Origin of the sequence: Nocardia suismassiliense, from assembly GCF_900269665.1 — a bacterium.
GTDB classification, from domain to species: Bacteria; Actinomycetota; Actinomycetes; order Mycobacteriales; family Mycobacteriaceae; genus Nocardia; species Nocardia suismassiliense.
Window position 1 is genome coordinate 1327433 of the sequence record NZ_LT985361.1, and the last position, 12968, is coordinate 1340400.

10 protein-coding genes are annotated in these 12968 nt (G+C 67.4%); 5 read left to right on the top strand and 5 right to left on the bottom strand.

The window, feature by feature from the left end:
* The first annotated feature begins 45 nt into the window (after window positions 1–45).
* Window positions 46–366 carry an EXLDI protein gene (locus DBO33_RS05980; RefSeq protein ID WP_159080130.1) on the top strand — a complete coding sequence of 107 codons (321 nt, stop codon included), beginning with the start codon at window positions 46–48 and terminating at the stop codon, window positions 364–366.
* A gap of 33 nt (window positions 367–399) precedes the next feature.
* Window positions 400–2556 (top strand): MMPL family transporter, encoded by a 2157-nt coding sequence (locus DBO33_RS05985; RefSeq protein ID WP_107654123.1) that lies wholly within the window; start codon window positions 400–402, stop codon window positions 2554–2556.
* An 82-nt stretch (window positions 2557–2638) separates the two neighbouring features.
* On the opposite strand, the gene DBO33_RS05990 is transcribed toward DBO33_RS05985, so the two are convergent.
* The 5 genes from DBO33_RS05990 to DBO33_RS06010 all read right to left on the bottom strand — a co-directional run bounded on the left by DBO33_RS05990 (window position 2639) and on the right by DBO33_RS06010 (window position 8130).
* Entirely contained in the window at window positions 2639–4864 is a 2226-nt protein-coding gene (locus tag DBO33_RS05990; protein ID WP_107654124.1) for a hypothetical protein, read from the bottom strand.
* 289 nt (window positions 4865–5153) lie between these two features.
* Complete coding sequence (locus DBO33_RS05995; RefSeq protein ID WP_107660022.1) at window positions 5154–5897, bottom strand: CPBP family intramembrane glutamic endopeptidase; 744 nt, start codon at window positions 5895–5897, stop codon at window positions 5154–5156.
* A 210-nt stretch (window positions 5898–6107) separates the two neighbouring features.
* The gene (locus tag DBO33_RS06000) at window positions 6108–7037 is read right to left on the bottom strand and encodes an RluA family pseudouridine synthase (protein WP_107654125.1); all 930 of its coding nucleotides are present in this window, start codon (window positions 7035–7037) and stop codon (window positions 6108–6110) included.
* Window positions 7038–7082: 45 nt separating this feature from the next.
* The gene (locus tag DBO33_RS06005; protein ID WP_107654126.1) at window positions 7083–7661 is read right to left on the bottom strand and encodes a putative glycolipid-binding domain-containing protein; all 579 of its coding nucleotides are present in this window, start codon (window positions 7659–7661) and stop codon (window positions 7083–7085) included.
* A gap of 13 nt (window positions 7662–7674) precedes the next feature.
* Window positions 7675–8130: a TIGR03667 family PPOX class F420-dependent oxidoreductase gene (locus DBO33_RS06010; protein WP_107654127.1), complete on the bottom strand. Its 456-nt coding sequence runs from the start codon at window positions 8128–8130 to the stop codon at window positions 7675–7677.
* Window positions 8131–8643: 513 nt separating this feature from the next.
* Between DBO33_RS06010 and DBO33_RS06020 the strand changes: the two genes are divergently transcribed.
* From DBO33_RS06020 to DBO33_RS06030, 3 genes are all read left to right on the top strand, one after another.
* Window positions 8644–9255: a maleylpyruvate isomerase N-terminal domain-containing protein gene (locus tag DBO33_RS06020; RefSeq protein ID WP_107654129.1), complete on the top strand. Its 612-nt coding sequence runs from the start codon at window positions 8644–8646 to the stop codon at window positions 9253–9255.
* A 121-nt stretch (window positions 9256–9376) separates the two neighbouring features.
* Complete coding sequence (locus tag DBO33_RS06025; protein ID WP_107654130.1) at window positions 9377–11227, top strand: ABC transporter ATP-binding protein; 1851 nt, start codon at window positions 9377–9379, stop codon at window positions 11225–11227.
* Window positions 11224–12960, top strand: coding sequence for an ABC transporter ATP-binding protein (locus DBO33_RS06030; protein ID WP_107654131.1), 1737 nt, complete (start codon window positions 11224–11226; stop codon window positions 12958–12960). Before DBO33_RS06025 ends, DBO33_RS06030 begins: the two co-directional genes overlap by 4 nt.
* Window positions 12961–12968 lie beyond the last annotated feature (8 nt).

Below are 12968 nucleotides of genomic sequence, written 5' to 3' on the forward strand. Positions count from 1 at the left end.
AGGACACAGAGGCGCATGTAGACGGTGGTGTGNGCCGGGCGGCGGGTGGGGGAGTCGACGCAGGTCACCAAGGCGGGGGTCGAGCTGGTCCGGGTCTATCGGAGCCGCAAAGGGAAGTACGTGGTGCACAAGCAAAGTGCGGAATGGACCGATTTCTCGGTAGTGGCCGATTGGGTCAAGGAATTGAAGAAGATGCAGAAGACGAACTGGCGTGGCGGGCTGGACCTGGACAATCAGAGTTGGGGCGACCGCACGCTGGAGGTGGTGGATTCGTTCGAGGAACTGCGAGAGCGGGTGCCCGCCAAGATCTTCCGCACACTCACCGATACTTCCGCGCACCCTCCCATCGAGGATCTCGACATCTGAGCGGCAGCTCGGATACCGAAAGGACTCAGTCCCATGTTTGCTCGACTCGGGCAGTTGGTCGTGCACCATCCGTGGAAGGTGATCGGCCTGTGGCTGCTCATCATCGTCGGTGTGGTGGCGACGGCGCCGCAACTCAAATCGACCACCGATCAATCCGACTTCCTGCCTTCGCATTACGAGTCGATTCAGGCACTCGACATGCAACAGAAGGCCTTTCCGCAGAGTGCGGCGCCCGCGGCGCTGATCGTCTTCGCCCGCTCCGACGGAGCGCAGTTGAGCGATAGCGATACGGCCGCGGTGGCATCCATCGGCGCGAAGCTGAGTGCGGCCAACATCAAGGATGTCACTGGGCTACAGCCGATTCCGCCGTCGGAGAACCGGCTGATCCAAGTGATCGCGGTGCAGCTGACGAAGGTGACCAGTGCGGGCGATACGACACAGAGTGACGCGGTCGAGGCGCTGCGTGACGCGCTGAAGACGGAAGTGCAAGGCGGCGAACTGAAGGCGGGCATCACCGGTCAGGCGGCGCAGATGCTGGATCAGATGGAGTCCAGCGAGAAGGGCATGGCGATCATCGGTGTCGCGACGATCGTGCTGATCCTCGTGCTGTTGCTGATCATCTTCCGCAGCCCGGTGATCGCGCTGCTGCCGATTGTCACCATCGGCGCCGTCTCCAGTCTGGTCGGCGGGCTGATCGCGATGACGGCCGAGGCCTTCGATCTGAAGGTGGACAGTTCGGTGAACGCCATCCTGCTGGTCGTATTGTTCGGCGTCGGCACCGATTACATCCTGTTCCTGATGTTCCGCTACCGGGAACGGCTGCGGGCGGGGGAAGATCCGAAGACCGCCATGGTCAGCGCCGTCACCCGGGTCGGCGAGGCCATCACCTCCGCGGCGGCGGCGGTGATCATCGCGTTCATGGCGCTGACCCTGTCCACGCTCGGCATGTTCCGGGCGCTCGGTCCGGCGCTGGCCATCGCGGTCGCGGTGGCGCTGGTCGCCGGTCTCACGTTGGTCCCGGCCGTTGTTTCGTTGTTGGGCACCAAGGTGTTCTGGCCGTCCAAAGCCTGGCAGGCGGAGCCGAAGGGTGCACGTTTCGCCGCGCTCGGTGCGGCGCTCGGCCGTCGTCCCGCCGCCTTCGCGGTGGTCTCCGGCGGTCTGCTCGTCGCGCTGGGCATCCTGGCCGTCGGCTTCAATCCGACCTTCGATCTGAGTTCGGGCTCGACCTCGGATGCGTCCGAATCGGTGGTCTACAACAAGGAACTGCTCAAGGGCATGCCGGCCGGCGCCACTCAGCCGTCGGACGTGTTGTTGCGGGCCGACAACGGCGCGCTGACCAGCGACCAGCTCGCGACCTACCGGACGGCGTTGACCGCGGTGCCCGGCGTGGGACAGGTGGCGGAACCGCTGCTGTCCGAGAACAAGACGACTGCCAACTTCCAGGTGACACTCACCGCCGCACCGGAATCGGACGCCGCCATCGAGACGGTCCGTAATCCATTGCGCGACGCCGCGCATGCGGCCGCGCCGGCCGGCACGACCGCCGCCGTCGGCGGGATGACGGCCATCTTCGTCGACTTCCAGGACGCGATGAACCACGACTACGCGATCGTATTCCCGGTAGCGGCGATCCTGATCATGATCGTGCTGGCCTTGCTGCTGCGCAGTCTGGTGGCGCCGTGGTATCTGATGGCGTCGGTGTTCCTCGGCTTCGCCGCCACGCTCGGCGCCGCGGTGCTGGTGTTCCAGCACCTCCAGGGGGAGACCGGCCTGATCTTCACGCTGCCGGTGATCATGTACCTGTTCGTGGTCGCGCTCGGCACGGACTACAACATCCTCATGGTGGCCCGGTTGCGCGAAGAGGCCAGAGAAGGGCGCGATCCGCGCCAGGCGGCGGCGCTCGGTTTGCAGCACACCGGCCCGACGGTCGCGGCGGCAGGCCTGATCCTCGCAGGCACCTTCGCCTCGATGATGTTGGCGGGCAACAACGTTCTCTCGCAGATGGGGTTCGCCATCTCGGTCGGCATCGGTATCGCGGCCTTCGTGATGGCGATGTTCTTCACCCCGGCGCTCACAGCGTTGCTCGGGCACCGTGCGTGGTGGCCGGGGCACGGTGACGAGCAGCCTGGTGCGTCCGCGGAGCGAAGGGCACAACCCACCAGCGAGGTGACGGCGCCGACCGCACGCTGATCGTGTCGAGCGGAAAAGGGCTGCCCTCCGGTCACTCCGGAGGGCAGCCCTGCTGTTGTCGAACGGGAATGACCCGCGCGGATCAGCCGCTGATGGCGAAGGGGCGGCGGACCTTGATCCCCGCCTCCACCGCACGGGCTACGGCCGCACGGGAGACGCCGACCTCGTTGGCAATGCCCGGAGTCAACCAGGATTCGTCGGCGAGACGAAGGATCTCGGCGAGCTGCTCGACGGAGAGATTCGACATCCCGCGACGTGCGATCTCGTGTGCGAGAGCGGTGATTTCGTCGTCCTCATCGATCTCGTCCTCGTCGTCCAGGAGCTCCGGCTCCATATCCACAACGGGCGCGGCGCGGCCAACAATGCTGGCGGGTTCGGTGCGCCGGCTAGGGCGCGGCGGTTCAGGATTCTCCTCGAAGACGAGTTGTTCGATCTCGGCATCGGAGATGCCTGCGGCGGCCGACTTTCGGCGGCTGGTGGTGGGGCGAGAAACCGTTTCCCCCGAGATCGCCTGTGCGACAGTGTCGGCGATCGTTGCTGCGGCCTTACGAATGGGGTCACCAGGGTGAGGCTCTTCTGGCTCGTCGCCGAGCGACGCGTCTGCGATGGGCCCGGGCGCCGGGGCGGTGGGTCCGGAATCGGCGGGTTCACGCGGCATGTCGTCTATCGGAAACAGCGGCATCGCGTGCCCATTGTGCGAGGCCTGGCCGTTCGTCGGCGTCCGGCCGCTGTCGACGGTGCGGCCGTTGACGTGTGCGGTGTCGCCGTTGCTGGATGGTGTGGTTCGGGCGGCGCCATTGACCGGCTGGCCATTCGTTGACGTGGGTCGGCCGCCGTCGGTGGCGTGATCGTCGGTGACCGCGCGGCCGTTCGTCAGGGTGTGGCCGTTGGTCGCGATCGCATGGCCGTTGCTGGACGCGACGGTGTGGAAAGGCGGATGCGCGGCCGTTCCGGTGGAACTCGAGGTGGCGACCGCGTCCCGAGGTGCGCGGTTGGCCGAATCAGCTTGCAGCGCAGACCCGTTGGTCGCGGGGCGCGCATTGTCGATGGACGGTGCAGTACGCGGGTCGCGCAACTCGACGGGCAGTGGATGACCGTTGATGGCCGAGAACGGCGCTGCGACATGCCCATTGGTCGCAACATGGCTGTTGGTGGTGACATGGCCGTTGGTGCCGGAATGGTCCGCTACCGGTGCCGAAGCAGCCGCGCGCTGATCGTCAGCCGAAACCGAGCGCGTGGCATGCCCGTTGGTCGCGGGGCGAGAGCCTTCAGTGGGCCCATACGTCCCACGCTGGGCGCTGTCGGCCGAGAACGGCGACACCGCATGCCCGTTGGCCGCCGGCTCTGCCTGGTGGATCCGCGATTTCTCCGAATGTCTATCGGCACCCGTCGAGCCTGCGTCCGCATCAGCTCCAGGCGCCCGAGCAGCGATCGTCGCCTCGTACGAATCGACTCCACCGAGCAACCACCGCCGATCATCCGGCGCATCGACGGTGAGCCCGACGCGCGAATCCCGTTCGCTGACCCGGTGCCGGACCGTCGTATCCCGATCCATCACCGGCGCACCATCGATGAGCAGCGCATAACGCGCGGAAACCCAGGCGTGCAACCAGATCACGACGCCGACCATGATGGGCGCGATCGAGTATTCCGCGGCGCGCCCCCACGACCCCGTGGCCAGATGCGGCCCGGCGTTCAACGCGATGGTGGTGCCGAGCAGCGCGGTCTCGAAGAAGATCACCTTGCCGCGGGCGAGCTCGCGCCCCCAGCGGGCGGCGGTGGTCGCGGCGACCATGATGGTGATGATCGGAATCGAGATCATCGCCTCGATCCCGTAGCTCAACCAGTACAGCGGGTCGGACATGTCGCCGCTGGGCACCAGGTTGTGCTGCACGTTCACCCCCGCCCACACCATGCCGAGCACGACTACGGCGATCAGCGCCCGCGACGACCATTCGGCGCGCCGGTAGAGCTGGGCCAACCGCGCGTCCTCGCTCGACACCCGCCGCCGCGCGGCCAGCGCCCGCCGATGCCACCGCTCGTCCGCCTCGTCGGCCCGCCGAATCTTGGCCGCGGTCCGGCGATCTCGCTTCTCCGCGGCCAGCTCTTCTTCGACCGCCCGCCGCCGCTGCTTACGCCGCTGCGCCCGAACCCATTCCGCGAGCTCGCGTTCCGCCCCTATTTCCCCCTCGGACAACACCTCGAACAGCGCCGTGTCGTGCTGCAGCGGCAATTTGCCACGGGCCGTCTCGACCCGCTGCGCCAACGCGGCGATCTCGGAACTACCGGTGGATTGTTCGTCGCGCATCGCGAGCCTTCCCGGAGCAGATCGTCAGCAGACCTACTTGCTCGAACGTATGTGTGATCGCAATGAGGCTAAACCGGCCACCGGCCGAGGTCAATGCCGACGCTCGAAAACCAGTGCGAATATCTCGGACGTTCGCGTGACACGCCGCTAAAAGCAACACGCCGTCGGACCCGAGCTGAAATAGCGCCTGCAACGGCGGCAGACAAGGCGGGAATTCCTATGCGAGATGCACGATTTCGGCGGCGTATGTGGTGAGAAAGGCGCGTGCGCGATCGACCGGCGCGGCTGCTCAATTCATAGTGGTATGCCAAACGATGGCAGCAGCCAGCGCTCCCGCGCCATTGACCGACCAATGCAGCGCGATCGGTGCCAGCAGACTGCCGCTGCGCCGGCGCAACCAGGTGAATACGACACCGGCGGCCGCGGTAGCCACGACGGCGAGCAGAATGCCGATGATCTGCCCCATGACGCCACCGCCGACGAATCCGGAAAGCCCGCGATTGCTACTGGTCAAACCCAGCGACGAGGCGATGTGCCACAACCCGAAAAGCAGTGACCCGGCAGCGAAGACGCCGCGCGCGCCATAAACCCGATCGAGCGTGCCGTGCAGCACGCCACGGAACGCCAGCTCCTCGGGAATCACCGTCTGCAAGGGAATCACGATCATCGAGGCGATCAGCGCGCCGGAGATGGTGGCGTAGCGATCGGCCAGGAAGAACGGCCGGGTGATCGGCAGTGCCGCTCCGATGGCCACCGCCGCGAGCACCACGCCGACCGCGCCGAGCGCGTAGAGCGTGCCGCGGCGCCAGTGCCGGGGAGAGAGGCCGAATTCATGCCAGTTCATGCCGCGGCGGCGCATCAACGCCAGCAGCACGAGGGCGGCCACAGGCACGGTCACAATGCTGGCCCAGGCGGTGGTGAAGTGCGCGATCAGATTGGTCCCCGCCAGGACCACGACAACCACGGCCACGTCGGCATATGCATGCAATTTGTGGCGGGGCGGAGTGGTTTCCGCGAGGTCCTGTGCGAGCATCCCGCCCAGTGTACGGATGGGTGCCAGGCCTGCCGCGTGGTCCGTCATTTGGGGTCGGCATACCCGAATCGGCCGGATTCATCGGTCTCGATGTGGTGGCGCGCCGCAGCGGTTACTGTGACTAGAACTTGTTTCAGTTACAGGAGCCGCGCCCGACGTGGCCTGAGCCACCGCGGCGGGCGCCCCGGGCCGGCTGACTGCCAGTGTTTGTCAGCCGGCCCATCCCACCGGGTCGGTCCAGGCTTGCAGTTTGCGGGTGGTCTCGAAGCGGCGTGGCACGTTGCTGATCGGATCGGTGAACTCGAGCGATGCGGCGAGCAACTGCAGCGGCCGGGTGAAGTCGTCGACCGGCTTGTCGGTCAGCACGGGATAGAAGTCGTCGCCGAGGATCGGGACGCCGAGGCCGTTCATGTGCAGCCGCAGCTGATGGGTCCGGCCGGTCAACGGGCGCAACCGATACCGGCCGAGCCCGTCGCGATGCTCGACCAGCTCGATCGAGGTCTCGGCATTGGGCTCGCCGTCGACCTCCTGCGCTGCGAGCACATGCTTCTCTTTCATGATCCGGCTGCGCACGACGCGCGGCAGGCTCAGCGCCGGATCGTACGGCGCGATCGCCTCGTACTCCTTACGGACGGTCCGCTTGTGGAACATCGTCTGATACGCCCCGCGCCGCGCCGGGTTGATGATGAACAGCACCAGCCCGGCCGTCACCCGATCCAGCCGATGCGCCGGTATCAAGTCCGGCAGTTCGAGGTCGCGGCGCAAACGCACCAGCGCGGTCTGCAGGATGTGCTGGCCGCGCGGAATGGTCGCGAGGAAGTGCGGTTTGTCCACGACGAGCAGGTCGTCGTCGCGGTGCACGATGGTGAGCTCGAACGGCACCGGCGTCTCGACCGGCAGGTCGCGGTGGAACCACACCGCCCCGCCGGGAACGTAGGGCGCGTCCGGCCTGATCGGGCCGTCGAGATCCACGATCCCGCCGTCGCGCAGCAACTCATCGATCCGGGCCGGATCCACCCGGGGCAGCCGCTCGACCAAATGGTCGCGAATCGTCGCCCAGTCGCCGTCCTCCGGCAGCCGGAGCCGGGCCGGGTCCAGGCCGTGCCGCTTCGGCAACGGCGGTTGCTGCCGCCTTCTCATCGGCATCGACCCTAGTCGCCGGGGGTTTCGCCGCGCGCTGCCGGGTCAGTGGGCGCGTATCGCGATGCCGGGGTAGTCGAGCACGAAACCGGACTCGTCATAGGTGAGCGTGCAGCGGAAATCGAACTGCGGGGCCTGGTAGGCGAACCGCTGATGCGAACCGTCGTCGGCGATCCGACGGTAGACCTGCTCCAGCCGGGTCACCTCCAATCCGGCGGCGTGCACGTAGGCTGCCGGCGCATCGATCGTCGCTTCCACGTCGAGGCCGAGCCGGTGCACCGGGAACGCGTTGGTCAGGGCCGAAGCCTCCAGATCGACATCGAGGCAACCGCTCAGCCCGGCGTGCGGCACCCCGTCGACCGTCCAATTGCCCGCACCGTCGGTGTCCAGCGCGACCGTGTGCCAGCCGCCGGGACACCGGGTCGCGACCCTGGCTCGCCGGGTGTGCCACGACGGGTCGAGGGTGAGCTGATAGTCCACCGCCCAGGCGCGGCCGTCCTCGACCGCCGTGGCGCATCCGTCGATCTGTACGCCGCTCTCGGTCACCTTGAAGTAGGCGATCTCGAAACCGGTGCGTGCGCCGCGATGCTGCCAGGCGGCCGACTGCGGTGCGGGTTCGAACATGATCGGCGCGAATTCAGAAGCCGCGCAGGCGATCCGGGCGAATCCGGACGACAGCGGAGTATTCGGTGAAGAACTGCTCGGCGGTCATCGAGATGTCCTTCAGGCCATCGGTGTATTTCGCTGTGTACGTGGCGATTTCGTCGGGCGTGGCGGCCACGTCATCGATGCGGGCGGTGCCGGTGAATACGACGACTTCGCCGCCCCACTCGGTGGCGTTGAAGTTCAGCGCGACGCGCGGGTTGCGGGCCAGGTTGCGCAGCTTGGCCTGATCGGGCTTGCTGAACAGCAGGAACTCGTCGTCGCCCCACTGGAACCAGACCGGATTGGGTTGCGGGGTTCCGGAGGCCCCGACGGTGGTCAGCCAGATGACGCGTTCTTTGTCGAGTCGCTCGGCGACCTTGGCGCCGAAGTCGGTGCTCGGGTCGACGACGGGGGCAGCAGCGGATCGGTCGGATGCCGTTGTGGTCATGCACGGGACAACACCGCGATAGCCGGGACGATTCCTGTTCGGCGCATTTCGGCTGCCGCGGTCCCGGGACGTGCCACGGCAGGTCCCGGGTACGCGCGCAGCGGGCTACGGCGTCGCCCGCTCGTCGAGCACCATCCGCCGCGCTTCCACCAAGGTCCGCCGTGCTCGGCGGCGCATCCGGCACATATCCACGCTGCAGTTCAAATGCACCTGCATGGCGCGGTGGGCCTGATCCGGTGTCAGCGCACCCGGGTCGATAGAACACGGCGAAATTGTGGAAATGATCCGTGTAACAAACATATTCACGACTCCAATGTGGTGTTTCCGTATGGTGAAAGCTAGCCATGTATCCGCGCTATCGGGCCTGGTCGAGCCGCCGTTCATGGAGCGTTCCCCGAGGTGACGGATATCGGAAAGCCTTGTGTACGAAGCCGTTTTCGCAGGTAACCGGAACAAGTCCGCAGCGCGACAAGCTATTCGGCGATAAACACGCGCATTTCTGAAGGAGGTCGAATGAACACCGAGATGCTGGACGAACTTTGGCGATCGTGGGCCGAACGCGGGGCTGCCCTGACGGAGGAACAATGGGCGACGCCGACCCGGCTGCCCGGCTGGTCGGTGCGCGCGCTGTTCGCGCATGTAGCGCCCGATCCCGCGATCATGGCGACGATGCGTGACGCCCGGGTGACGGGCCCACCGGCAGCCGCCAACGGATCGGAGATCCTGCGAATCTTCAACGCTCCCGGCGGTTTAGCGCACACGGCAGCCGACGACATCGCCGGGCAAGCCAGTGCAACGGCGGAGCGTATCGACACCGACGCACTGCTACGCCGCTTCGTCGAGGACGGCCCGCGGGCGCTGGGGGAACTCGGCGCTATCGACCCGGCCACCGTGCTGCCGCACCCGCACCTCGGTGCCGTGACCTATCAGGCCCTGCTCGAGGTGGCCATCGTCGACGTCACCGTGCACCTGCTCGATCTGATCGCGGCGGTCGGCGGGCCGCCGGTGCCGCAGGCCACGCTGCGCAGCGTGGTGCAGGTGTTGGCCGCCGTAGCCGACCCGGCTGACTTCATCGAGGCCGCGACCGGGCGGAGTACGAGCACGGTGTTGCCGGTGATGCGATAGCGGACCGCCGGCAAACCCGCATTCCGGCAAAGTTAGGCTAACCTATCTTCTCGGCTCGGGTTGTGTGACGATGAGCCGGTTCGGGGGAGGCACTGGTGATGACGGCGAGAGGCAGCAAACTATGACGGTGGAGGTCGCGCCGCTACCTGTGGCGGAGACGGGGAACCGGCCGCCGCGCGCGGCGCGGCAAGTGCGCAAGAAGGCGGAAGCCTTGGCGCGTAAGGAGATCCTGGCCCCCGTGCGACGGGCGCTCACCCTTGCGAGCCTCCTCGTGGCCGTCGCCTCGGTGTGCACCGTGCTGCCGTTCGTGCTGATCGTCGAGGCCTGCCGGGAACTGCTAGCCGACCAGGTCGATACGGATCGGGTCTGGCGGCTGCTCCTTGTTGCCGTTGTCGTGCTCGTCGTGCGCGGCCTGCTGCAAGCCGTAGCCCTGACCTGGTCGCATCTGGTCGACGCGAATTACCAGCTGTCGCTGCGCAGGCTGCTCGCGGCCAAATTGACCAGGGTGCCGCTGGGCTGGTTCAGCGATCGTTCTGCCGGTGCGGTGAAGAAGCTGCTGCAAGACGACGTCGAGGCGCTGCACTATCTGGTGGCGCACGCGCGGCTGGAGTTCGTCGGCGCGCTCACCGTCCCGCTCATCACCCTCGGCTACCTGTTCACCGTCGAGTGGCGACTGGCCTTGGTGCTGCTGGTTCCGCTGGTCGCTTATGCCGTGACCTACAGCAGGATGCTGGACCAGGACGGCCGCGACCGTTTGACGGTCTACAACCGCTGGGAGCGCCGCACCCAGGAGGCGACCATCGAATTCGTCGACGGCATCCAGGTGGTGCGGGCATTCGGCCAGGCGGGTAAGGCGCACAGCGTATTCCAGGAGGCGGTGGACGGCCAGGCGGCCAGCCTCGACCGGTTGAAGACCCCGATGATCCGGCTGCAATCGGGCTCCGACCTGGTGGTCGCGCCGGTCTTCGTGATGCTGTTGATCGTGCTGGCCGGCCTCGCCGGCGTCGGCCTGCACTGGGTGGAACCGGTGGACGTGCTGCCGTTCCTGCTGGTCGGACTGGGTTTGGGCAGCGCGCTGCTCGGGCTCGGGTACGGCACGCAGGCGCTGCGCACCGCCGGTGCCGCCGCCGTCCGGCTGCACGAGTTGCAGCAGACGCCGGAATTGAGCACGGACGCACCCGATTCGGATCGGCCGACCGCCGCGCCGGCCGGTGTCGTTCGGTTCGAGGGCGTCACGTTCGGCTATCGCACAGACCATGATGTCCTGCGCGACATCGACATCGAACTAGCACCGGGCACCCTCACCGCGCTGGTCGGCCCGAGCGGGTCGGGCAAGTCGACGCTCGCCAAGCTGTTGCCCCGGTTCTACGACGTCGGCTCCGGCCGGATCACCATCGGCGGCCGGGATATCCGGCACTACTCGACCGAGGAGCTGTATCGCACAGTCGGTTTCGTCTTCCAGGACGTTCGGCTGATCGGCGGCACCGTGCGCGACAACCTGCTGTTGGCGAGGCCGGACGCCGATGACGCGGCAGTGGCCCAGGCGGCCCGCGCCGCCCAGATCCACGACCGCATCATGGCGCTGCCGCGCGGCTACGACTCCGAGATCGGAGTCGAGGCCGTCCTGTCCGGCGGTGAGGCACAGCGGCTTTCGATCGCTCGCGCGCTGCTGGCCGACACACCGGTGCTCGTGCTGGACGAGGCGACCGCCTTCGCCGACCCGGAATCCGAAGCGGCGGTGCAGGACGCGCTCGCGGTGCTGGTCGCCGGGCGCACCGTCCTGGTCATCGCCCATCGGCTGCACACCATCACCGGCGTCGACCGAATCCTGGTGCTGGAGAACGGCAACCTCGTCGAGCAGGGCGACCATCGCAGGCTGCGCGACGCGGGCGGGACCTATCAGCGGCTGTGGGAAATCAACGAGGCGGCCCTCGGTGCGATCGCCTTCGCCGAGACGGAGGAACACCGATGATTCGCAAGGTACTCGGGCTGGTGCCCGCCGAATTCGATCCGCTGACCCCGAAACTGCTCGCCGCGATCGTCGCACAGGCGTTGAGCCAGGCGGCGGCCTATCTGCTGCTCGTCCCGGTGCTGGAGGCGTTGTTCGACGACGATCTGGCCCGCGCCTGGATGTGGACGCTGTGGATGGTGGCCGCGGTCTCGGCCGTCGTGGTGTTCGGCTTCATGCAGGCGGTGATCGGGCTGCGCATCGGGGTCGGCATGCAGCGCGGACTGCAGACCAGGCTGGGCGATCATCTCAACGCCTTGCCGCTCGGCTGGTTCGAGTCGCAGAGTGCGGGCGTGCTGTCCCGGGTCGTCGTCGAAAATGTCCGGGAAATCCAGGGTTTGGTCGCCTATCTGCTGACCAAGGTGATCACCAGCATCCTGGTACCACTGGGTGTCGCGGTGGGCATGCTGTTCATCGACTGGCGGATCTCGGTCGCCATGCTGCTCGCGGCGCCCGTGCTGTACGCGATCAACAGCCTGGCCAACCGGGCCTACACCCGCTCCGATGCGCGGATGCACGCGGCCGCGGCCGAAGCGGACGCGCGGGTGCTGGAGTTCGCGCAAGCCCAGCCGGTGCTGCGGGCCTTCGGTGCGGTCGGGGCGGGCAACCGGGCGCTGGAGGCGGCGCTGCTCGGGCAGCGGTCCGCGATCTCGCGGCTCATGGTCGCGACGGTGCCCGGACTGATCGTGTTCGGATTATTCGTGCAGGCGGTGTTTCTGCTGCTGGTCTACGTCGCCGTGGGCCGGGTGACCGAAGGCGCCATCTCGGCGGCCGCCGCCATCGCGCTGATCGCGGTGAGTTCCCGGTTCATCGAGCCGCTGAATCAGGCTGCGCAGCTGGCCAATGCGCTGCGCTCCGCCGCGGCCGCTGCGGACCGGGTCGGCACGCTGCTCGCGGAACCGGTACTGCCCGAGGCGAAGACCGCGGTGACGCCCGGCGTGCCGGCAGTCGTGTTCGACAAGGTGAGTTTCGGCTACCGGCCGGGGGAGCCGGTCGTCACCGACCTGACGTTCAGCGTCCCGGCGGGCACCACCACCGCGATCGTCGGCCCGAGCGGTGCGGGTAAGACCACCCTGTTGCGGCTGGTGGCCCGGTTCTACGACATCGACGCAGGCCGAGTCGTAGTCGGCGAGCACGATGTGCGGGAGCAACCGTCGGAGACGTTGCTGAACCAGCTGTCGCTGGTCTTTCAGAACGTGTACCTGTTCGACCAGTCGGTGGCGGACAACATCCGCATCGGCAAACCGAACGCCACCGACGCCGAAGTGCGCCGGGCCGCCGAAGCCGCGCGCGTCGACGAGATCGTCGAACGGCTCCCGGACGGCTGGGACACGCTGGTAGGCGAGGGTGGCGCGGCGCTGTCCGGCGGTGAGCGGCAACGGGTTTCCATCGCCCGCGCGCTGCTCAAGGACGCCCCGATCGTGCTGCTGGACGAGGCGACCAGCGCGCTCGACCCGCACAGCGAGGCGGTCGTGGTGCGTGGCATGCACGAACTCACCAGGGACCGAACGGTCATCGTCGTCGCACACCGCCTCGCCACCATCGCGCACGCCGACCAGATCCTGTTCTTGGACGGCGGTCGGATAGTCGAACGCGGTACGCACAGCGAGCTTTTGGCGGCTGGTGGTCGCTACGCCGACTTCTGGAACGAACGCTCCCGCGCGACCGGATGGCGACTGGAACCCGCAGGGGTCTGAGCCGACGC